This window comes from Saccharibacillus sp. CPCC 101409, from assembly GCF_030518235.1.
In the GTDB taxonomy this organism is placed as follows: Bacteria; Bacillota; Bacilli; order Paenibacillales; family Paenibacillaceae; genus Saccharibacillus.
Window position 1 is genome coordinate 261,482 of sequence record NZ_JAULSA010000001.1, and the last position, 22,389, is coordinate 283,870.

The window sequence follows — 22,389 nt, forward strand, 5'->3', positions numbered from 1 at the left end:
CGTGAACTTCTTCACTGAAGCCAAAACCATGCTTAAACAAAATATTCGCGATTACGGCATGTACATCGCTTTGTTCGTGATTATGCTTACCTTTACCATCATGACGAACGGGCTGTTTATTTCCTCGCGGAATATCAGCAACCTGCTCGACGCCACCGGCTATATCGCGGTGCTTGCGGTCGGCATGACGCTCGTTATCGTTATCCGGCATATCGACTTGTCCGTCGGCTTCGCGGCCGGCTTTATGGGCGCGATCGCGGCGATCATGCTGTCGCAGCTCGGCGTTCCGGTCTACCTGACCATCCCGATCATCCTGGTGCTCGGCATCGTGATCGGCATGTTCAATGGCGTGCTGGTCGCGTCGGTCGGCATTCCGGCGTTCGTGTCCTCGCTCGCGGCCATGCTTATCTTCCGGGGCGCGCTGCTTCAAGTAACGGAGAAAACCGGTACGATCATCGTGCGCGACAAAGCGTTCAACGCGCTCGGCAACGGCTATCTGCCTTCGATCGGCGAAGTGGGCGGCCTGAGCCTGCTGTCCCTGATTATCGGCGCGCTGGTGATCCTGTACTTCGTGTACGCGGAAATCTCCAAACGCAGAAACAAGATCAAATACAAATTCGAAGTGCCTTCGAACCAGATCTTCGCGCTGAAGCTGGTGTTCGTTTCGATCATCATCGCTTACGTGACCTGGATTCTGGCCGGCTACAACGGCTTTTCGTGGACGGTCGTCATCACGCTGATCGTCGTGGCGATCTACCACTTTCTGACGACGAAAACGGTGCTGGGCCGTCATATCTACGCGGTCGGCAGCAACCCGGAAGCGGCGCACCTGACCGGGATCAACGTGAAAAAGATTACCTATATCGTATTCGGTTCGATGGGCATGCTGTCCGCCCTGTCCGGCATTCTGTACACGGCCCGTCTGCAATCGGCGACCACGACGGCGGGTACGCTGTTCGAGCTCGACGCGATCGCGGCGGCCTACGTCGGCGGCGTATCCGCGGCCGGCGGCGTCGGCAAAGTGACCGGCTCCATCATCGGCGCGGTCGTAATGGCCTCGCTGTCGAGCGGCATGAACCTGCTCGGCGTCGGCATCTCGTACCAGTACATGATCCGCGGCGCGGTTCTGGCGCTGGCCGTTATCTTCGACGTTATCACCCGTAAAAAAAGAGGCTGACCGATTTACGGGCGCTCCGGTCCGGGTTTGCTCGCCGGTTCGCCCGCCCGGTAAAGAATACGCCGGGCCGCTAAAGAACCGCTTCGTTTTGCTCCGGCGCCGCCGCGAGCGGAACGGGGCGTTTTTTTTCGCTCGTTTTCGCGCGCCGGAAGCTTTTGCCTTTCTTTTGTCACCTTTGTTGGACGAAACCGTGTTTCGGCCGGCTTGGCGTTTGGGTATTGGTTTCAGCATTGGTTGCTTTGTCGGCTGCGCCTGCCGGATGCCGGCTTGTCCGGTTATCTTTTCATGGCGCAATCTGGTAAAGTAACAGGAAAGGACCGTACAAGTCATGGCGGTCCAAAACGCTTCGACGAATAAGGAGGAGACACGAGATGGGCGAGGGAAATAAAGACAAGATCAAGTGGGGGATCATCGGCACGGGATGGATCGCGGATCAGTTCGCGGCCGACCTGAAGCATGCTTCGAATGGCGAATTGTATGCCGTTGGCTCGCGCACCCTCGAAAGCGCACGCGAATTTGCGGGCAAGTTCGATATTCCGCAGGCGTACGGCAGCTACGAAGAACTGGTCGGGGACCCGGAAGTAGACGCGGTCTACGTGGGCACGCCGCATCCTTTCCATAAAGAAAACGTATTGACCGCGCTTAACGCGGGTAAAGCCGTGCTGTGCGAAAAGCCGTTTACGGTCAATGCCAAAGAACTCGACGAGATGATCGAAACGGCGCGCGAGAAAAAGCTGTTCCTGATGGAGGCTATGTGGTCGCGCTTCCTGTCGCCGCTCGTTCAGGTGCGCAAGTGGCTGTCCGAGCAGAAGATCGGCGAGATCCGCATCGTCAAAGCCGAATTCGGCTTCGATGCCGGCTGGAATCCGGAAGGCCGTCTGCTCAATCCCGAACTCGGCGGAGGCGCGCTGCTCGATGCGGGCGTCTACCCGGTCTCGTTCGCTTCGATGGTGTTCGGCCCGAATCCGCAAAGCGTCTGGACAACCGCGCATATCGGCGAAACCGGCGTGGACGAGCATTTCTCGATCCTGCTCGATTACGGCAGCGGCCGCACCGCTTCGCTGAACGGCGGCGTACGCCTGAACATGCCGAACGACGCTTATATTCACGGCACCAACGGCTATATCCACATTCCGCAGTTCCTGTTCGCCAAGGAAGCGACGCTGTACGTTTCGGGCGAAGAACCGGTGACGGTAACGGACGATCGCGAAGATCGCGGAATCAAAGGATACGCCTATGAAGCCGAAGAAGTCGGACGGGCGCTGCTGGAAGGCCGCCGCGAGAGCGGGATCATCTCCCTGGCCGAATCGCTGGGCATCATGCGGCTGCTCGATAACGTACGCGGGCAGTGGGGTTTGAAATATCCGTTCGAATAAGCGCAAATTGTGCGCGCTGCGCCAAGCCGAAAGACCTCGTTCTCACCGCGTGTGGGACGAGGTCTTTTTTTGCGCGCGGTTTTTACATGCCCCAAACAAATATTCAAAAGTATACATAGGTCTAACGGTCTGAGAAAATTTGGGATAAAAGTCCTTTTTATTTTTTGAAAAGACTTAATAATTTGTCGAATAAAGACGATATTAGGTTTAACTTAGACCTGCACAACTGTTTTGTCCCCAATCCACCTTAAAGGAGAATCCCGTATGAAAGCGAAACGAGACGCACTGCAAAAAGGCCGGCTGTCCCGAATTTCCCTGAAGGTCAAACTCCCGCTGTACGTAGGGTTTTTGCTGATTCTGATGCTTGCGGTGTCCAGCTTCTTCACGTATCGCTTCGGCGGGAATCTGCTGCTCGACAAAAGCCGCGACGAAGTCAATGCCAATGCCGACCGGATCGGTGAGAGTTTGTCGACAAATGTCGATCTGGAGAAACAGCTTGCAGGCACGATGGCGGTATCGCCCGATATCAAAGAACTGCTGGAACAGCGCGACGCCGGCACGATGACGGACGATCAATTTTTCTCGCAGCAGAATGCGCCTTATGTCAAAGCGAACGCTTTTGTCAAAGACGCGCTGGACGGATCGAACGGCATCGAATCGACGATCGCGATCGACAAAAACGGAACAGTCGTTGCGGTGAACGATCCCAAATCGCTCAAGCTGGACCTGTCGGAACGCGAATATTTTAAAAAAGTTATGGAAACGGGCCAGCCGTTCGTCAGCGACGCGCTCGTCTCCAAAGTCACCGGCAATCTGATCGTCGTGGTCGCCCAACCCGTCAAAGACGACTCGGGCAAAGTGCTCGGCGTGTACGTCAATGCGATCTCGACCGATTTCTTCGTCAGCAAACTGCAAAATATCCGCATTAACGGAGAAGGTTATATTTTCGTCACCAGCCGCGGCGGCACGATTATCTACGATTCGCGGGACGAATCGCTGGCCGGCAAGCCTTACGAAGCCGACGGTTTTCAAACGATGCTGGACGCGGACTCTTCCGGCGGTATCGTAAAAGGCAATATGGACAGCGACAGCTCGTATATCCGCTACTCGAAGATTCCGGACGCCGACTGGATCGTCGTCGTACAGGATTCGTACAGCGATATCAATAAACCGCTGGGGCAACTGCTGAATAATATCCTGCTGATCGCCATAATCTCGCTCGTGCTGGCGGCTCTGGCCGGAACGCTTCTGTCGCGCAGCATCACAAGCCCGATCGTGCGCCTGACGAATCTGTTCAAACAGCTCGCCGGCGGCGATCTGACCGCACGGGCGGAAGGCAAGTATCATAACGAATTCGCCGATCTGGCGGACAGCTTCAACGTCATGGCCGAACGCAACCGCGAGCTGATCGGGCACATGAACCATTCGATCGAGGTGCTCAATCAGAATACGGCGGACCTGGATACGACTTCGCAGAACACCGCGCGTTCGATCGGGGAAACGTCGGTGACGACGATGGAGATCGCCAAAGCGATGGAATCGCAGTCGCACGACACCGAACGGATCGTCGGGCGCTTCTACGGCATCGGCGAGAAGATCGAATCGCTGGGACGCAAAACGGAAGTCATCCGCGGCAGCGCGGATTCGATCGGCCGGGTGTTCGAAAGCAGCGGCGAAGTGGTCAACAGCCTGATCGACATCAACGCCAAGAACGAAGTGGAAATCCGCAATATCTCGGCGGTAACGGAAATGCTGGCGGACAGCTCGCAGCGGATCGGGCAGATCACGGATGCGATCAACCAGATTTCGGCGCAGACGAACCTGCTGGCGCTGAACGCGTCGATCGAAGCGGCGAGAGCGGGCGAACACGGACGCGGCTTTGCGGTGGTGGCGGACGAAATCCGCAAACTGGCGCAGCAGTCGTCGGACCAGGCGAACGAAATCGGCGGCATCATCCGGCAGACGCTGGAGCAGGTGGAGCGCAGCAACGAAAGCGTGAGCGAAATCCGCGCCATCTCGTCGAGCCAGAACGAGTATGTGGGCCGCACGCAGCAGTCGTTTGAAGAAATCCTGTCGAGCGTAACGGCGATTACGGACCAGATCCGCGATATGGCGTCGGAATTCAAGTCGATGGAACGCGACAAAGACGATGTGCTGGAAGCGTCGCAAAGTCTGTCGGCGTCGGGCGAAGAAGTCTCGGCTTCGGTGGAAGAAGTCACGGCGACCGTACAGGAGCAGTCGGGGATGGTACAGCGGCTGGCCGGCATGGTGCAGAGTATCGACCAGCTGACGCAGCAGCTCGGCGAATCGGCGGCGAAGTTCAAGATTTAAAACGGCAAGAAAAAAACAAAAACCACCGGGAATAGGTTAGGCGCCTACCGGTGGTTTTTTTAGTCGTTCAACAAGACTATTAAGGCTCGCCGCGGTTGCCCGCCGGCTTTTGTCGGAAACCTGCGATGCGCTAATATCGCAGGTTTTTCTTATGATATTATACCGCATTTCATGTTGTATATAATCTTGATAACCAACATAAAATGATTTGAACTCAGCCGTTCGGCTTGCGGCTGCATACCGCAATATAGTTCAAATCCCGGCCGACGGTGTTGAAGAAACGGGACATGCTGCGGAACTGGCGGCGGTTGTCTTTCTTCATTCCGTTGCGCACGATGCGAAGCGTGCCGAGCAGTCCTTCGTCCCGAATCATTCCGCGCGCGTTCATCAGCGTCATCGCGCCCTGCCGGTGATCGACTTCCACGAATCCCGCGCCGCGCATCAGCGATTCCCAGTCTCCGACCGGCATCGGCTCCACATGGACGTGAATCGTCTGCCGCAGCTCGGCGATCGCCGAAGCCATATCCGGTTTGACCAGCGTAATATCGTGGGTCAGCAGCCGGCCGCCCGGCTTGAGCACCCGCCAGTATTCCGCCACGGCTTTTTCTTTGGCACTCCGGTTCAGCATGGTCAGCATCGCTTCGTTGATTACGATATCGAAGCTTTCGTCTTCAAAAGGAAGCTTCATCGCATTGCCGCGCATCACGCGGATATGCGATTCCATTCCGGCCGCCCGGATATGGCTTTCGGCTTTCTGGAGCGCCTGGCTGTCGAGATCGACGCCGGTGATCTGACAGCGATAGCGCTGCGCCAACTCGATCGAAGTGGTGCACATATTGCAGGCGACTTCCAGCACCCGCGATTCCGAAGTGAATTCGCCCTGACCCAGCAGCCAGGAAGTCGCTTCCACGCCTCCGGGACGCAGACGCTTTTTGCCCAGCTTGGCGAGAAAACGGTGACCGACTTCATTGCTCATTGAATGCAGCCCCTTTTATCCGATTATATTGAGAACTATTCTCAATTAATCGCAGCATAACAGAGAGGCGAGCTTTTTGGTGTGGTTCCGGTAACGGCAGTTGAATCCGTTTTGTGAACAATACGTTGAATGATGGAAGAAGCGATGGCAGAAAAATACCCGGCACCAAAGTGCCGGGTATTCCGGTTCAAGCCCGCGGCTCGGAATCCGATGCCAGTGTTTCTTCGGAAGCCTCGGCTGTATCGGACGAAGCGATATCCGCGTCGCCGTGTACCGGCGCAGAGGTTGCGGCCGGGCCTTCTTCGGCTCTCGCCGGCATCGGGAATTCCGGCAGCGCGTCGAAGTAGGCGCGCAGTTCGGCTTCTTTGCGCGGGTCTTCCAGCGCGATCTTGCCGTTCAGGTAATGCTCGACCGCCAGCTCCCAGGTCGGCGCGATCCGGCGCGAGGCGAGCGACTTGGCCGCCGAACGCACGATGCGGCGTTCTTTGGAGTTCGAGAAAGTATCTTTGTATTCCCGCACCAGCGTCAGATCCAGCTTGTCGTAGACGGAGCGGAAAATATCGGCGGTCATCTTCGCGTCGTCCAGCGCGCGGTGCGCCGCCCCGGATGTCTCCAGGTTCAGCATGGCGAGCGCGCCTTCGACGCTGACGTCGTTCTTGAGGCCCTGCGTTTGCAGGAAGCCTTTGAGCAGGTCGAGCGAAGGCGTCTGCGTCCAGTACGTTTCCTCCAGCTTGTGCATGCGCACGTCCTGCACGATTCTCTTGATATCTTCGCCGCCCCAGACGACGAACGTCAGCGGTCCCGGCGCAAGATCGAGCCATTCGCGGAACTGCGCGATCACTTTGGGGAAGCGGGGCGCCGCGTCGATCGATTCCTGCGGAATGCCGGTTTTCTTTTTGATAAACGAATTCAGCTTGGCGAAGTACACCGGTCTGATAAACGCGGCGAACGTGTCCGTATCCTGCAGCGATTCGTCCAGCCGGACCGCTCCGATCTCGATCACTTCCATCGGGTGCGGGCTGGCGAACTTGCGGCCGTTAAACTCAATATCCAGAACAATATAATTCAAAAGGTCTGCCTCCATGCCGTAATAAGTAGTAAAAGACTTCTTTCCTGTTATTTTAACAAAAAAAGCGCCTCATGTTCAGAAAAATCGAAATCAAAAGTTCAATGATGAAAAAAATGGGTTTAAAAAATCTTTTTGGAAATCGCGCCGGTTTCATAAGGAAGAGTGTAATTTTTTTGTCGAAAAAAACCGATAAATCGCTTAGGTATCAGATGGTTGCTTGAAGCACAGAGTGAAGAGAGAGGGGAAGTTCGGAAGATGCGGACAAAAAAGAACGGGGAGAAAACTCCGAAAACCAAACAAGCGCAGGGAGGACGCACATCGCTGCGCGTAATCCTGCCTTTATTGATCGGCGGTTTGATTGTGGTGGTGCTGGCGGCGTCCAGCACGTTTACGTATTGGCTCGGCGGCGATCTGCTGCTGCAAAAAAGCAAGGACGAGATGAACGCCAACGCCGACCGGATCGGCGAAAGCCTGTCGACTACTGTCGATCTGGAGCAGCAGATGGCGTACGGAGCGGCGGTCACGCCGGAAGTCCGCACCCTGCTCGAACTGCGGGCAAGCGGGAAGCTGACGGACGACCAGTTCTTCTCGGCGCAGAACGAATCGCTCACCCGGGTAAACGACCAGTTCAAAGAAGCGCTGGCCGGCACGAGCGGGATCGAGTCGATGATGGTCATGGACAAGAACGGGACGGTCGTGGGCGCGAACAAAGACGACGCGATCAAGGGCGACCGGTCGGACCGGGAATATTTTCAGCAGGTCATGAAGACGGGGGCGCCTTACGTCAGCGACGCGCTCGTTTCGAAAAGCACGGGCAATCTGATGGTGGCGGTGGCCCAGCCCGTACGCAGCACCGGCGGCCAAACGATCGGGGTCTACATCAATACGATTTCAACCAGCTTTTTCGTCAACCGGCTTGAGCAGCTGCGCATCAACCAGGAAGGTTTTATCTTCGTTACGAGCCGCGGCGGAACGGTAATCTACGATTCGCGCGATTCGTCGCTCGTCGGCCAGCCGTACGAAGGAATCGGCGCGCAGGAACTGACGGACGCGGATTCTTCCGCAAGCATCGCCAAAGGCAATCTGGCCAGCGACGATTCCTATATCCGCTACTCGAAGATTCCGGTGGCGGACTGGAGCGTCGTGGTGCAGGATTCGTACAGCGATATCCGCAAGCCGCTGGAACAGCTGATGCACAGCATCCTGATCGTGGGCGGAGTGTCGATCGTGCTGGCGCTGCTGGTCGGTTTCCTGATCTCGCGCCGCATTACGGTTCCGATCGCAAGCCTGACAAACCTGTTCAAGCAGCTTGCCGGCGGCGACCTGACCACACGGGCGGAAGGCAAGTATCACAACGAGTTCGCCGATCTGGCAGACAGCTTCAACGTCATGGCCGAGCGCAACCGCGAGCTGATCGGGCATATGAACCATTCGATCGAGGTGCTCAATCAGAATACGGCGGACCTGGATACGACTTCGCAGAACACCGCGCGTTCGATCGGGGAAACGTCGGTGACGACGATGGAGATCGCCAAAGCGATGGAATCGCAGTCGCACGACACCGAACGGATCGTCGGGCGCTTCTACGGCATCGGCGAGAAGATCGAATCGCTGGGACGCAAAACGGAAGTCATCCGCGGCAGCGCGGATTCGATCGGCCGGGTGTTCGAAAGCAGCGGCGAAGTGGTCAACAGCCTGATCGACATCAACGCCAAGAACGAAGTGGAAATCCGCAATATCTCGGCGGTAACGGAAATGCTGGCGGACAGCTCGCAGCGGATCGGGCAGATCACGGATGCGATCAACCAGATTTCGGCGCAGACGAACCTGCTGGCGCTGAACGCGTCGATCGAAGCGGCGAGAGCGGGCGAACACGGACGCGGCTTTGCGGTGGTGGCGGACGAAATCCGCAAACTGGCGCAGCAGTCGTCGGACCAGGCGAACGAAATCGGCGGCATCATCCGGCAGACGCTGGAGCAGGTGGAGCGCAGCAACGAAAGCGTGAGCGAAATCCGCGCCATCTCGTCGAGCCAGAACGAGTATGTGGGCCGCACGCAGCAGTCGTTTGAAGAAATCCTGTCGAGCGTAACGGCGATTACGGACCAGATCCGCGATATGGCGTCGGAATTCAAGTCGATGGAACGCGACAAAGACGATGTGCTGGAAGCGTCGCAAAGTCTGTCGGCGTCGGGCGAAGAAGTCTCGGCTTCGGTGGAAGAAGTCACGGCGACCGTACAGGAGCAGTCGGGGATGGTACAGCGGCTGGCCGGCATGGTGCAGAGTATCGACCAGCTGACGCAGCAGCTCGGCGAATCGGCGGCGAAGTTCAAGATCTGAATCGCTTGAATCGAACTATTTTAAAATTTAAATGAAACAGCCTTTATCCGTTAAGTTAGCAAGCAAAAATGTCGATAAATAAAGTACCGGAAACACCGGGCCGCAGGCGGTAAACACCACCGGTCAAGGAGGGTACAAGATGAGAATATCAACAATCGACAGCGGCGTTACCGGCATCCATTCCGTTCAACCCGTCCAGCCGGTGCAGCGCGCCCAGCCGGCGGCCGCGTACAAATTCAAACTGCCGGAAGCGCCGCGAACCGCGCGTTCCGCGCCGCGCAAAGCTTCGGCGGCAGGCCGGCGCCTGACGGTGCGCGAGGACGGATGGTTCCGCCAGTACAGCATCCTTCCCGACGGCACGCGCATCCTGCTCGGCGAATGGCCGGCGAACGATCCGGCTTATGCGCCTCTGCCGAAGAATGCGGCTCCCTACAAAGCCGCGGCCGCAGCCCCGGACGCGGAGCATCACGATCCCGAAGACAGCATGAAAGAAAGCGGCCGCAAGCTGAAGAAGCTGCTGGAAGCCGGACGCGAGCCGTAACGGGACCGGGCGGGAAGGACAGCCGAACCGGATAAATCGAACCGAACCGAATAAACCGAACCGAATAAGAAGCAGCGGAAAAACCGAACCGATTCGTGCCTGACGAATCGATTCGGTTTTTTGGTATGGGAACGTGAACGTTCGCCTGCCGATCGTCCGCCGCGCTTACGGAAAGCCGCGGGCAAGACTCAAATTGAAAAATGCAGACTTTCCTGATAACATAACTCAGAATAGAGCTTGAACGAAAAATTGCGCCGCTGCCGGAAAAGAAAAACTCCATGGCGGAGCGGAAGCGAGAATCGGAAGGATGAGATCACGATGACTTACAGCTATCTCTCGCATTTATACTGCCCCAAATGCGGCACGACCTACGATGCCGCGCAGCGGCAGCAGCTGTGTGAATGCGGTTCGCCCCTTCTGGTCGCCTACGATCTGGAGAGGCTGGCGCAGGAGCGCACGCCGGAAGATATCGCCGGCCGCAGGCCGGATCTGTGGCGTTATCACGAACTGCTGCCGGTGCAGAGCGAACGAAATATCGTGTCGCTCGGCGAAGGCATGACGCCGCTGATTCTCGTGCCGGTACTCGGCGCGGATATGGATATCGCCGATCTGCATATGAAGGACGAAGGCATCATCCCGACGGGATCTTTCAAAGCGCGCGGTGCCGCGGTCGGCGTCTCGCGGGCCAAAGAACTGGGCGTAAGCGAACTTGCCATGCCGACCAACGGCAACGCGGGCGCCGCCTGGGCGCTGTACGCCGCGCGGGCGGGCATCCGCTCGACGATCGTCATGCCGGTCGACGCGCCGAAGATCACGCGCAATGAATGCGCGGTGTCCGGCGCCGACCTGTATCTGGTCGACGGCCTTATCAGCGACGCCGGCCGGATCGTCGGCCGGGCCGTACAGGAGTTCGGCCTGTACGACGCCTCCACGCTCAAAGAGCCGTATCGCATCGAAGGCAAGAAAACGATGGGCCTTGAGATCGCCGAGCAGCTCGGCTGGGAACTGCCGGACGTGATCCTGTATCCGACCGGCGGCGGAGTCGGCCTGATCGGCATCCATAAAGCGCTGAAGGAGCTGCGCGAGCTCGGCTGGATCGATGCGGAGCGGAAGCTGCCGCGCCTGGTCGCGGTGCAGGCCGAAGGCTGCGCCCCGATCGTCGAAGCGTGGCGCGAAGGGCGGACGGAATCGGAATTTTTCCCGAATTCCGAGACGGTCGCTTTCGGCATCAACGTGCCGAAAGCCCTGGGCGACTTCCTCGTACTCGAAGCGCTGTACGAGACGAACGGCTGCGCCGTGGCGATCAGCGACGAGACGCTGCTGCGCGAACAGGAGACGGCCGCGCGGCTGGAAGGCGCGTTCGTCTGCCCGGAAGGGGCGGCCGTATTCGCCGCCGCCCGCAAGCTGCGGGCCGCCGGCTGGATTGCCGCCGGCGAGAAAGTCGTCGCCCTGAACACGGGCGCCGGGATCAAATACCCCGACACCGTGTCCGTCGAGGTGCCCGTGCTGCGTCCCGACGACAGCGTGACGCGGTAAAGCGCGCGCTTTGCATCGCGCGCCGACGGTGTCCGGCGCGTGCAGGCCCGGCGCCGCCGCTGCGGACGTCGCGGGCGCTAACTAACCGCCAACCAACCGCCAACCGAAAAAGCGGAACGCCCGAACGGGCCTCCGCTTTTTCCTGCTGCTGTTGTCGCTGCTGTTGTCGCTGTTGCTGCTGCTGTTGCTGTTGCTGCTGTTGGTGCTGGCGCTGTTACTGCTGTTGTTACTGCTGCTGCTCTTGCTGCCGGCTTGATCCAAGCCGAGCCGTACGCGCCGCAGCGGACGGAATATCGATCTCCTGGACTTAATATATGCCTCCGGGAAAAATAACGTCCTCCATACATCTATTTCTGCCCAAAAGCTTTTTTTAAGGCAAATAACGTCATGGGTGCAGCTATTTTTACTTTTTTCGGCTAATTCCTTCTGATTTCGTTGAAATAGTTGTATATGCGCAGCTAATTTGCAAGGAGGGCATCTAAGCGGCGAAATAGTTGTACCTGTGCTCTTATTTCCGCGCCGCTCGGCTGTGAGACAGTGAACGCCGCCGATCTTTACGGGAAATATCACATCTCGCGCCTTGCAACTCATATCTCGCCTCTCGCGCCTCACATCTCGCCTCTCGCGCCTCGCGCCTCGCCCCTCGCGCCTTGCGTCTCGCCCCTCGCGTCTCGCACCTCGCGTCTCACATCTCGAACCTCGCCCCTCTCGTCTCGCCCCTCACATCCCACATCCCACATCTCGTTCCTAACCCCCCGCGTCTCACAAATAACCGAACGCTGCATTTTTCACCGCATACCGCACGATCCGTTTGTTCCGCGCGCCGGCTTCCCCCTCGAAGATTCCGCGTTCGCAAAGCGAATTCAGGCAGCAGATCGCCGTCCGGTGATTGAGCCGAAGATGCTGTCGCACATCGACCGGCCGGATCGGACGTCCCAGCGTGCAGGCGAGCCGAATAATCTCCCGATCCCATATCGAGGAGACGTCTTCGTGCCCGCTCCGGCTCGCATACCGTCCCAGCATCATGCGCAGCAGCGTGATGCAGAGGTCGGGGCGCCGGGCCACATCGTCGTAAGCAAACGAGATCACCTGGAAGCCCATCGCGGTCAGGAACGTTTCCCGGTTCAGCTCGCGGCAGAACTTCCGGCGGTCCATATCCTGCACATGCGGCCCGTACCCTTTAATCTCGATAATCAGTCTGGCGTAAGGCGTGATCCAGGCCAAATCGCAAAAGTAATGCAGACCGCGCCAGTCCGTTACTTCATACTCGGGATGCAGATGATCGAAATTTTGCCGGAGCGGCCACCAGACATTTTGACAAAACAGCTTCTCCGCTTCGCGATGCCCGCGCTCCAGCCGATCCCGGCGCTCGCCGGACCGTTCCCGAAGATGCGTGCCGATAAAAAGGTCGTGCGCCGATTCGAAGTCCATTTGTAATTCCTCCTCGATGTGTGCAGAACGCAAAAAACGTCCCGGCTCGCTTCCCCGATAAAAAAGGAAGGAGCGGGACGTTCTTCGTCGCCGGCCGATTGAATGAAACTCATTGATCCTATTGTAAAGCGAAATCGCATTACCCGCCAGTCCGCCGGCCAAGAAACTTTGCAGGCGGCGGTTTGTAACCCCGAAGCTTCAAGTTCCAGGCACAGAGCGGAACAGAGCAGAATGAAGCGAAATGGAAAATCGGAAATCGCAATCCCCGCTCAACTCCCCCTCCGCCCGTACCTTCCCGGAGACACGCCTTTGAACTTCCGGAACACCCGCGCAAAATACCCCGCGTCCGCATATCCGACCGCCTGCGCGATCTCCTGCACCGGACGGCCGCCTCCGCGCAGCAGGACTTCGGCTTCCTGGATGCGCAGCATATTGACGTATTCCGTCAGCGTGCGGCCGGTGGAGCGTTTGAACACATGGCAGAAATACGTCGGCGTCACGCAGCACAGCCGGGCCGCTTCCCGTACGCCGATCGGCTCGCGAAAATGTTCGCTCAAGTGCAGCAGCAGCGGATACACGACGCTGTCCGTCCCGGTCTCGGCGCTCCGGCGGCCCGAAGGCTTCTCCGCCGGCGATCGGTCCGATATCCGCAGCGCCAGGCCGAGCGCGGACAGCAGCGAAGCCTTTACCAGCAGCTCGAAGCCCGGCTCGCCCGCCCGGTATTCCGACACAGCCGCCAGCAGATGCCGTCGGATCGCTTCCGCTTCACCCGGCTCGTAAAAAGCGCGCAGTCTCAGCCGGCCTTCCAGCAGCGGGCGGATATAGCGCGTTTCGGTATGGTCGAGCGCATGATTGCGCAGCAGCGCTTCGCCGAATACGAGCGCCTGCAGCTCGCTGCCGTGCTCCAGCGGAAACGCCGCGTGCAGCTGCGCCGCGTTGACCAGCGCGCAGCCGCCCGCCGGCAGTTCGCGCAGCGAAGCGCCGACCTGGACGCTGAAGCGCCCGCGGGTCACGACGATCCATTCCAGGTGCTCGTGCCAGTGCGGCGGGATGCAGAACATATTCGGGTCCGATTCGCGGATGCGGAACACGTTCAGCGGGAACGTCCGGTCCGGGATCTCCGTATGCTCGCGGCGCCGCGCTTCCGGCTTGCAATCGGCGGCGGGCGGGTCGTGCAAAGGCGCTGTCTTCATTCGAGTCCTCCTTTGTAGGTATCCGGATAAATCCGGTTTATCTGCTGCGCGAACATCGTAATCCTGTCCTCTATCTTCGTATTCTGCGCCCTGCCGCGCAAACCTGCTTCGCTTTATAATGGAGGTTGAAAAAGATAACGTTTCCAAAAAAGTCGGACCCGAAAGCAATCCTATCCCGCTTCGCCGGCTTGTTGGCTGCGCTGCCGTCCCCGGCAGCCGCCGGAAAAAGGAGGAATTATCGTCATGCTGTATACAGAAGAACATGCTTTAATCCGGGAGTACGACCACGAAACGCTGCGGATCGAACCGTGGGGAGCGAACGCTTTGCGCGTCCGGTCGTCCAAAGATATGCTGCGCGACGACGATTGGGCGCTGCTGCCGGCCGGGCGGCCTTCCGCCGGAGCGCGCGTTGCGATCGCCGAAGACGGCCGGAGCGCGTACATCGTCAACGGCCGCATCCGCGCCGACGTCGACAAGAACGGCCGGGTGACTTTTACCGACGATAAAGGAAAAGTGCTGCTGAGGGAAACCGAGAAAACGTACCAGCTCAAATCCGGCGGGCGCGATATCGTGCCGATTCCGGGCGGAAGCGACTATTCGGTCACGCTGCGCTTCGAATCCGATCCGGCCGAGAAGCTGTACGGAATGGGGCAGTACCAGCACTCCTTCCTCAATCTCAAAGGCTGCCGGCTCGAACTCACGCACCGCAACAGCCAGACCAGCGTGCCGTTTCTGCTGTCCAGCCTCGGCTACGGCATGCTGTGGCACAATCCGGCGATCGGGCAGGCGAGCTTCAATCTCAACGTAACCGAATGGTCCGCGCCGTCGACGAAGCAGCTCGATTACTGGATTACGGCGGGCGATACCCCGGCGCAGATCGAAGAAGCGTACGCGGACGCCGCGGGCAAAGTCCCGATGATGCCGGATTACGCAGCGGGTTTCTGGCAGTGCAAGCTGCGCTACCGCGATCGGGAAGAACTGCTGAACGTGGCGCGCGAGCACAAACGGCGTGGACTGCCTCTTTCCGTTATTGTGATCGACTTTTTCCACTGGACGAATCAGGGCGACTGGAAGTTCGACGAACGCTACTGGCCGGACCCGGAAGGCATGGTGCGGGAGCTGCGGGAGATGGGCGTCGAGCTGATGGTCTCGGTCTGGCCGACCGTGCAGACGGAGAGCGAGAATTACGGCGAGATGGTCGAAAAAGGCTACCTGGTCCGCTCCGACCGCGGCGTGCGCACGCAGTTCCAGTTTCTCGGCCAGAACGAAATCTTCGACGCCACCCATCCCGGGGCGCGGGCTTTTCTGTGGGAGAAGATCAAGCGCAATTATTACGACAAAGGCATCCGTTTATTCTGGCTGGACGAAGCGGAGCCGGAGTTCGCCGTGTACGATCACGATATCTACCGCTACGACGCCGGCCCCGCGCTGCACGTCGGCAACTGGTATCCGAGCCAGTACAGCCGCGCTTTCTATGAAGGAATGACCGGCGAAGGCCAGCAAAACGTGCTGAATCTGGTCCGCTGCGCGTGGGCGGGCAGCCAGCGCTACGGCGCGCTCGCCTGGTCCGGCGATATCGCGTCGAGCTTCGAGGTGCTGGGGCACCAGGTGCGGGCGGGGCTGAATATGGCGATTGCGGGCATTCCGTGGTGGACGACGGATATCGGCGGTTTTCACGGCGGGAACCCGGACGATCCGGCGTTTCGCGAGTGCATCGTCCGCTGGTTCCAGTACGGGACGTTCTGTCCGGTGATGCGGCTGCACGGGGACCGCGCGCCTTACCGCGAGCCGGATACGGGCCTGCCGGGCGGCGGGCTGTGGGGCAGCGGCGCGGACAACGAAGTGTGGAGCTACGGGGAAGAAGCGTACGGGATTTTTGAAAAGTACCTGCGTCTGCGCGAACGCCTGCGTCCGTATATCATGCAGCAGATGCGGGCCGCGCACGACAAAGGCACCCCGCCGATGCGCCCGCTGTTCTACGATTACCCGGACGATCCGGCGGCGTGGGACGTGGACGACCAGTTCCTGCTCGGCCCGGACCTGCTGGTCGCGCCGGTGCTGCACGCGGGCGCGGCCGGCCGCGGCGTCTACCTGCCGGCCGGCGCGAACTGGACCGACGCCCAGACCGGCGAGACGTTCGCGGGCGGACAAGCGGTCGAGGCGGACGCGCCGCTGGAACGGATTCCGCTGTATGTCCGAAACGGGGCGAAGCTGCCGATCCGGGAGTCGTAGACGAAGCTTGCGTCAGGCAAACGGCCGCGTGTTCGGCAGGTACTTTTTTTGAGAAAAAACCGCCTCACTTCATAAACGTGCCCGGGCTGTGAAAGTTGGCTGCCGGCGGGGGATTTTATGTGTTCATTCACTAACCTTTCGAATCGATTTTGTCGATGAATACTTTAGCGTATAAAACGACTAAACTTTTCCAGAGGATGGGTGAAGCATGGAACAATGGAATCAACTGCGCCACGACGATCTGCGGGTCAAGAATCGTCTGGTCTTCTATTCGATCGCAATTACAATCGGCCTCGCCATCGTCATGTATCTGTTGGTGACGCTCGAAGCCAAAGACAAATACCTGCTGATCGGCAACAACGCGGCCTGCCTGCTGATTCTCGGCGCGCTGTACTACACACGGTTCAAAGAGCACGCGTTTCCGTACGTATCGGTCGCTTTCGTCACGTTAACGTCGACGCTGTCCACGTTTATCGTGCCGAGTCCGACCAACGTGATCCAGGTGTATCTGGTGCTTGCGCTGTCGCTGGTGTATATGGAGCGCAAAGTGCTGTACACCGGGTTCGCCGGCGCCGCGGTCCTGATGGCTTCTTATCTGTACGAAGGCAAAAGCACAGCGCTGAATACGGACCAGATGATCGTGCACGTATTTTTCTTCGTCGTGATCTGCATGGTGCTGGTGAATTTCCAGCGGATCGTGGATCGCATGATGAAGCGCCTCGGCGATACCCAGCGGCAGACGCAGGGACTGCTGAGCGACCTGGAGCGCCAGAGCGCTTCGATGCACAGCAATGTGCGAATCGTCTCCGGCAATATGGAAAGCATCTCGTCGGGCAGCGAAGAAAACGCGATCTCGTTCGAAGAAATGAATCTCGCCGTGCAGGAAGTGACGCAGGGCGCCGTTTCGCAAAACGAACTGCTGGTCGAAGTGGCCGAGTCGGTCCGCGTCAGCGGCGAGCAGCTCGACCGGATGTTCCAATCGCTCAAAGGCCTGCAGGATAAAAGCGGCCTGGCGGCCGGATCCTCCGAGCGCGGCGACGAGATCGTCAGCGGTCTGTACCGGCTGATCGGCGAGTTCGAAGGCCAGGTGCAGACGGCGGCGGCCGAAGTCAACCAGCTGGCCGAGCAGGTGTCCGCTTCGTCCGAGCTGATCGGCACCATCCAGGAAATCTCGTCGCAGACCAACCTGCTGTCGCTCAACGCCAGCATCGAAGCGGCGAGAGCGGGCGAATCCGGACGCGGCTTTGCCGTCGTGGCCGACGAGATCCGCAAACTGGCCGACCTGTCGGCGCGGGCGGCGGAGCAGATCTCCGGCAACCTGACGCTCGTCGGCGGCTACTCGGACAGCACCCGGACGAATATGCAGTCGATCTCGGTGCGCATGAACGAGTGCATGGGCATGGTCGAAGAAACCAGAGACGTGTTCACCAGCATCAGCTCGTCCGTGGCCGACGTCAGCCAATCCGTCGACGGCTACAGCGGCATGATCGGCAGCGTGCGCACGTCGTCGGAAACGATCGAACGCTCCTCGGAGAACCTGGCCGCGATCAGCGAACAGTCCACCGCGGCCATGCAGGAGATTTCCACTTCGCTGACCGAACTGGTACGCAAGAACGCTTCGATCCTCGGCAGCATTCGCAGCAACAAGACGGCTCTGCTGAGCCTGACCGAAGAAGCGTCGGGCGCGCCCGCGGAAGCGGACGGCGGGGAAGAACTGGCGGAGGTTCGGGAGGCTTAAACGGCGGTTCGATTATAGAGAATGCGCGGGGAAAGTCCGCTGCCCGGAAGACCGGGAAACGGGCTTTTTTGCCTTGTAAACGGCGGCGCGAAAAATATTTTGCGATTTGCTCCGGACGTAGTATTCAAGCGGTCGGCGTGCTGTTATAGTTGCGTAAAGACAGCTGTCAAGGAACAAGATCATACGGGGAGAGTGCGGAATGCAGGGGAAGAACGGCGGAGAGCGGGAAAGCGGTAAAAAGATTCGGGGGAAGCGTGCGAGAGCGGCGGGGATGGCTGCGAAAGTGATGCTGTGCGGGGTGCTGATCGCGCCGATGGCATGGGCGGGAACGGCACAGGCGGCGGAAACAGAGCTTAAAGACCAGGAGAATCTTGACTTTCAGACCGTTCTGCACAGCAGTGCTTCGACCTATGTACAAAGTTTTAAGCCGGGCTATTCCGGTAAATTGACCCGATCAACGTTCTATATTGCCAATTATCCGGGATCGGGCAGCGAGAATTATGAGCTTCAGGTGCTGAATAAAAGCGGTGAAGTTCTGGCCGCACAGCGTTTGAATGCAGAACCCAATCCGTTGTGGTCGTCTTATTACGAATTGGATTTTAAGTGGGATTCGCCTGCGGTTCTCCAACGCGGAGAAACTTATTTTTTTATGCTAAAACTGGATCGCTCGGCCGGCGTAATGATAAGCAAAGCCGATCGTTATCCCGACGGACAGTTCATGAGTTATTTGACAAGCAATCCTGAAAGCAGCGAATACGATGTCCGGTTTACGACTTATATGAAACCGGACATTGCCGAATTTCCGTTCGGTACGTTAACATTCAGCAAAAATTACATCAGTGCCGGAGAAAAAAGTATAACCGTTACTTTTAAACTTATCGATGAAGAAGGGAACTTTGTTCAAGGCTTTGAAGAGCCGGTATTTAGCGTGGATAGCGATTTGGCGAGTATAGGACAGGTTACGGCCGGGGCGGATGGATATACGGCGCAAATCATTCCCTCCACACGGCCGGGAACGGTGACCTTTACCGCTCGCGTACCGTTCGATGGACGCACTATTACGCAAACGGCCGCTGTCCCGATCGTTGCCGGAGCGATGGATGTTTCGCGATCGTCGATTTCTTCTTCCGTATCTAAAGTGCAGGCCAATAATATAGATTCGACGAAGATACGGGTTCGTTTAAAAGATTCTTACGACAATCCTATCGTTAACCGCGACGTATATCTCGATCAGGACGGTGCGACCGGAGTCAGAGGCATGCTCGGGGCTACAACAAATTCCGACGGCGAAGCTGTTTTTGTTATGCAAAGCTCGGAAGTCGGAACTGTAAATTATTTTGCCATCGAAGCTTCGAGCAATAAAAGAGCATCTGCCAATATCCCGATCGAATTTGTTGCGGCTTCGCCGCCCGAAATGACGCTGACCGAACAGCCTTCGGCGGATAAGGCGTCGAGCCGTATTCAAGTACAAGTCTCTGCCGCGGCTGAAGGCCATTCGATCAAGAGTGTGAAATGGGCGGCGGGCGAACAAAAGGCATCCTACCTGAAAAGCAAGGGAACGGACGTCGCCGACGCTCGATTTACGGTTAATCGAAACGGCGTTTACTCCGTCTACGCGCTTGATTCGGCGGGTAACGAAACGGTCAAGACGATTGATATATCGGGAATCGAAATTCCTTTGTCCGCTTCGCTCAGCACGGTTGAGTTCGAACGCTCGCAGATGGCTGTCGACGAATCGGTTAAAGTCACGATTACATTGAAAAATGAAGACGGTACAGCGTACACCGGGTCTCCGAGCGTGTTTCCGCAAACTTCTCTCGGCGAATTTCGAGATTTGAAATCGTTGGGGAACGGAATTTACGAAGCGATCTTATACAGCGGGGAAGCAGCGGGCCGCGCAAAAGTCTCCGTAACGGTGAACGGTCAAAAGCTGGACCGGGAGCCGCAGATCGAAGTGAAACCGGGGGCGGCGGATCCGCAAGCTTCTGTCGTACAGGCCGCTCCGGAGCGTGTGAGCGCAGACGGTAAAAGCCGCGCGCATCTGTTCGTTTACGTTTATGACAAATACCAGAATCCGCTACCGGGCCAGGAAGTGCGTCTGGATACCGGCTCCGATAAAATCACGGCTTATCCGGGGAATTCGGTAACGACGAACAGCCTGGGCAAAGCGGAGTTTGAAGTCGCAAGCGATATCGCGCAAACGGTCGGTTTGACTCCTTATATCATTCAAGACGGTCGCGGAGTCAATCTGGGCAATCCGGCTTCAGTGGAGTTTGTTTACGACATCAAGCCGGAACTGGCTTTTGAAACCGAACTGCTGCGAAGTTTGCCGATTACGATGAACATCACAGCTTCTGCTGAAGCAAAAGGTAAATTTAATGCGTTAACTGCTTTGAAATGGGCGGCGGGGCAGCAAAACGCCGAATACTTTGCGGCTGAAGGAATCGACATGGAGAGCGGCGGTTCGTTCAGCGTAACGGAAAGCGGCATGTATACCGTGTATGCGCGCGACGCCGCGGGCAACGAAACTATAGAATACCTGGATCTCCAAATACCGCTGTCGGCCGAAACGGCGCTGGCGAGCTTGAAGCTGATTGCAAGCGGCGCGGAAAGCGGCAAAGCGCTGCTGTACAACGCGGATACGCAGGCGTACGAAGCGACGGTAGCTTCGGATGTATCGGCGATCCGGCTGCTGCCGTCGGCGCTCGATCCAAGCGCGACGGTGGAACTCGGCGGAGAGCCGATCGCCTACGGCGAAGCTTCGAAAGAGCTGACGCTGGAAACGGGTGCTAATTCGTTCGATCTGGTCGTCCGGGCGCAGGACGGGTTGGCTTCGCAAGCCTATGCGATCCGGATTACGCGGCAGGAGCCCGATCCGGAACCGCAGCAGCCGGAACCGAACGAACCGACTCAGCCAAACGAGCCTGTACAGCCGCCGGTTAACAACAGCGGCGGATCCGGCAGCGGCAATTCCGGCGCGCAGCAGCCGGTCGAATCCGTGACAGTGCCGGTTCAACCCGTACAGCCGGCAGCTTCCTGGAACCTGGGCGGCGGAAGTTCGGCATTCACCGTAACCCGCGAAGCTGTGATGAACGGCCGAATCTCGCTGACGAGCGAGGGCAGTCAAGCGGCCGCTTCGCTCGGAGCGGAGACGCTCAAGACCTGGTACGACCTGAACCCGAAAGCTCAGGTCGCGCTGAAAGTCGCCGGAGGCGAGCTGTCGCTGCCGCTTGCGCAGCTGTACGAAGCCGCCGGCGGCGCGTCGCCGGGTTCGACGCCTCGCACGGTCGAACTGTCCGCCGCGCCGCCCGCGCAAGGCAGCCTGCAAAGCATACAGGCCGAAGCCGGACGCCTGGGCGCGTCCGTGCTGGCGCAGCCGGTGAGCTGGAGCATCTCGCTCACCGGAGGCGATGCCGCCGCCGAGTCCGCGGCGGCGAAGCTGCGGCAGGCGGCTGTCGCCCGCCTGCTGTGGACGCCGGCTGCCGCCGCGCCGGCGTCTTCCGCGGCCGCGGGCCGCGCAGCGGCGCGCTTCGGCAGCGCCGCGGGCGTTTCCGCCGGCTTCGCGCCGGCGGAAAGCCCTTCGGCCTCGGCCGCTCAAGCCGCGGCCTCGCCCGCAGGGGCGAACGGCGGCGCAGGCACAGCCGCCGCTCCGGGCACGCTCGTCCGCTGGGATGCGGACGCCGGCGCTTTCCGCTTCGTCACGGCCAATCTCGGCCTCGGCGAAGCCAACGTGCCCGTGGACGGCGGTATCTACGCCGTCGTGAACCGGCCGGCGAGCTTCGCCGACCTGGCCGGCCACTGGGCGCGGACGGACGCCGAGAAACTGGCGTCCAGCCTGATCGTCGAAGGCCGCACGGCTTCGACGTTCGAACCGGGCGGCACGCTGACGCGCGGCGAACTGTCCGCGCTGCTCGTCCGCGCGCTGGGCCTGGGAGCGTCGGCGCAGCCCGCGCCGTTTGCCGATACGGCGGGCGGCTGGTACGCCGCCGACGTGAACGCGGCTTACGCCGCGGGATTGGTCCGCGGCAGCGGAAACGCCTTCCGCCCGAACGCGGCGGTCACCCGCGAAGAAATGGCGGTCATGCTGGAGCGGGCGCTGTCGCTTCAAGCGGCCGAAGCTGCGGCGTCGGCGCAGTCCGGCGCGGCCGTATCCGGCTCCTCGGGCGCATCGTTCGAAGACGTCCGGGCCGGCGTCTGGATTCCCGCGGCTGCCGGCATCCAGCCTTCGGCAAACGCCGCCGCATCGGGCGAGCGGGTATCATCCTGGGCGTCGGAAGCGGTCCAAACGCTGCAAAACGCCGGCATCCTGCAGGGCGACGTCGGCGGCAAACTGCGTCCGCAGGCCAATGTGACCCGCGCGGAAGCGGCGGCGCTGCTGGTGCGGCTGCTGGAACGCGGCGGCAGGATGTCATAATCGTTCTGCCGCAAAGCCCAAAGCCGTTCCGCTTGCAC

At 59.1% G+C, this 22,389-nt stretch carries 13 protein-coding genes; 9 read left to right on the top strand and 4 right to left on the bottom strand.

Annotation, left to right across the window (positions count from 1 at the left end):
• Position 1 precedes the first annotated feature (1 nt).
• From QWJ34_RS01115 to QWJ34_RS01125, 3 genes are all read left to right on the top strand, one after another.
• On the top strand, positions 2 to 1,177 hold the full coding sequence (locus QWJ34_RS01115) for a sugar ABC transporter permease (protein ID WP_302725206.1): 1,176 nt from the start codon (positions 2 to 4) through the stop codon (positions 1,175 to 1,177).
• Positions 1,178 to 1,548: 371 nt separating this feature from the next.
• A complete protein-coding gene (locus tag QWJ34_RS01120) occupies positions 1,549 to 2,553 on the top strand; it encodes a Gfo/Idh/MocA family protein (protein WP_302725207.1) in 1,005 nt (334 codons plus the stop codon).
• A 264-nt stretch (positions 2,554 to 2,817) separates the two neighbouring features.
• The gene (locus QWJ34_RS01125) at positions 2,818 to 4,884 is read left to right on the top strand and encodes a methyl-accepting chemotaxis protein (RefSeq protein WP_302725208.1); all 2,067 of its coding nucleotides are present in this window, start codon (positions 2,818 to 2,820) and stop codon (positions 4,882 to 4,884) included.
• 214 nt (positions 4,885 to 5,098) lie between these two features.
• On the opposite strand, the gene QWJ34_RS01130 is transcribed toward QWJ34_RS01125, so the two are convergent.
• Positions 5,099 to 5,860, bottom strand: a complete 762-nt coding sequence (locus QWJ34_RS01130; protein WP_302725209.1) for a class I SAM-dependent methyltransferase — start codon at positions 5,858 to 5,860, stop codon at positions 5,099 to 5,101.
• 187 nt (positions 5,861 to 6,047) lie between these two features.
• Entirely contained in the window at positions 6,048 to 6,929 is an 882-nt protein-coding gene (locus QWJ34_RS01135) for a 3'-5' exonuclease (RefSeq protein WP_302725210.1), read from the bottom strand.
• Positions 6,930 to 7,184: 255 nt separating this feature from the next.
• On the opposite strand from QWJ34_RS01135, the gene QWJ34_RS01140 reads away from it, so the two are divergent.
• The 3 genes from QWJ34_RS01140 (at position 7,185) to QWJ34_RS01150 (ending at position 11,343) form a co-directional block, all read left to right on the top strand.
• Positions 7,185 to 9,266 carry a methyl-accepting chemotaxis protein gene (locus tag QWJ34_RS01140; RefSeq protein ID WP_302725211.1) on the top strand — a complete coding sequence of 694 codons (2,082 nt, stop codon included), beginning with the start codon at positions 7,185 to 7,187 and terminating at the stop codon, positions 9,264 to 9,266.
• A 139-nt stretch (positions 9,267 to 9,405) separates the two neighbouring features.
• A complete protein-coding gene (locus tag QWJ34_RS01145) occupies positions 9,406 to 9,807 on the top strand; it encodes a hypothetical protein (protein WP_302725212.1) in 402 nt (133 codons plus the stop codon).
• A 318-nt stretch (positions 9,808 to 10,125) separates the two neighbouring features.
• Positions 10,126 to 11,343, top strand: a complete 1,218-nt coding sequence (locus QWJ34_RS01150; RefSeq protein ID WP_302725213.1) for a threonine synthase — start codon at positions 10,126 to 10,128, stop codon at positions 11,341 to 11,343.
• Positions 11,344 to 12,105: 762 nt separating this feature from the next.
• Here QWJ34_RS01150 and QWJ34_RS01155 read toward each other — a convergent pair.
• Together QWJ34_RS01155 and QWJ34_RS01160 are read right to left on the bottom strand one after the other, a co-directional pair.
• Positions 12,106 to 12,774 carry a DUF559 domain-containing protein gene (locus QWJ34_RS01155; protein ID WP_302725214.1) on the bottom strand — a complete coding sequence of 223 codons (669 nt, stop codon included), beginning with the start codon at positions 12,772 to 12,774 and terminating at the stop codon, positions 12,106 to 12,108.
• Positions 12,775 to 13,043: 269 nt separating this feature from the next.
• Positions 13,044 to 13,967 (bottom strand): AraC family transcriptional regulator, encoded by a 924-nt coding sequence (locus QWJ34_RS01160; RefSeq protein ID WP_302725215.1) that lies wholly within the window; start codon positions 13,965 to 13,967, stop codon positions 13,044 to 13,046.
• Between the two features lie 243 nt (positions 13,968 to 14,210).
• Between QWJ34_RS01160 and QWJ34_RS01165 the strand changes: the two genes are divergently transcribed.
• The 3 genes from QWJ34_RS01165 to QWJ34_RS01175 all read left to right on the top strand — a co-directional run bounded on the left by QWJ34_RS01165 (position 14,211) and on the right by QWJ34_RS01175 (position 22,351).
• On the top strand, positions 14,211 to 16,199 hold the full coding sequence (locus tag QWJ34_RS01165) for a glycoside hydrolase family 31 protein (protein ID WP_302725216.1): 1,989 nt from the start codon (positions 14,211 to 14,213) through the stop codon (positions 16,197 to 16,199).
• Positions 16,200 to 16,407: 208 nt separating this feature from the next.
• Complete coding sequence (locus tag QWJ34_RS01170) at positions 16,408 to 17,937, top strand: methyl-accepting chemotaxis protein (RefSeq protein ID WP_302725217.1); 1,530 nt, start codon at positions 16,408 to 16,410, stop codon at positions 17,935 to 17,937.
• 199 nt (positions 17,938 to 18,136) lie between these two features.
• Positions 18,137 to 22,351, top strand: a complete 4,215-nt coding sequence (locus QWJ34_RS01175; RefSeq protein ID WP_302725218.1) for an invasin domain 3-containing protein — start codon at positions 18,137 to 18,139, stop codon at positions 22,349 to 22,351.
• The last annotated feature ends 38 nt before the right edge of the window (positions 22,352 to 22,389 follow it).

Excerpts from the sequence above, each read along its gene's own strand:
- QWJ34_RS01120 (WP_302725207.1), top strand. The coding sequence starts at position 1,549 with ATGGGCGAGGGAAATAAAGACAAGATCAAGTGGGGGATCATCGGCACG.
- QWJ34_RS01125 (WP_302725208.1), top strand. The coding sequence starts at position 2,818 with ATGAAAGCGAAACGAGACGCACTGCAAAAAGGCCGGCTGTCCCGAATT.
- QWJ34_RS01130 (WP_302725209.1), bottom strand. The coding sequence starts at position 5,860 with ATGAGCAATGAAGTCGGTCACCGTTTTCTCGCCAAGCTGGGCAAAAAG.
- QWJ34_RS01140 (WP_302725211.1), top strand. The coding sequence starts at position 7,185 with ATGCGGACAAAAAAGAACGGGGAGAAAACTCCGAAAACCAAACAAGCG.
- QWJ34_RS01145 (WP_302725212.1), top strand. The coding sequence starts at position 9,406 with ATGAGAATATCAACAATCGACAGCGGCGTTACCGGCATCCATTCCGTT.
- QWJ34_RS01150 (WP_302725213.1), top strand. The coding sequence starts at position 10,126 with ATGACTTACAGCTATCTCTCGCATTTATACTGCCCCAAATGCGGCACG.
- QWJ34_RS01155 (WP_302725214.1), bottom strand. The coding sequence starts at position 12,774 with ATGGACTTCGAATCGGCGCACGACCTTTTTATCGGCACGCATCTTCGG.
- QWJ34_RS01160 (WP_302725215.1), bottom strand. The coding sequence starts at position 13,967 with ATGAAGACAGCGCCTTTGCACGACCCGCCCGCCGCCGATTGCAAGCCG.
- QWJ34_RS01165 (WP_302725216.1), top strand. The coding sequence starts at position 14,211 with ATGCTGTATACAGAAGAACATGCTTTAATCCGGGAGTACGACCACGAA.
- QWJ34_RS01170 (WP_302725217.1), top strand. The coding sequence starts at position 16,408 with ATGGAACAATGGAATCAACTGCGCCACGACGATCTGCGGGTCAAGAAT.
- QWJ34_RS01175 (WP_302725218.1), top strand. The coding sequence starts at position 18,137 with ATGCAGGGGAAGAACGGCGGAGAGCGGGAAAGCGGTAAAAAGATTCGG.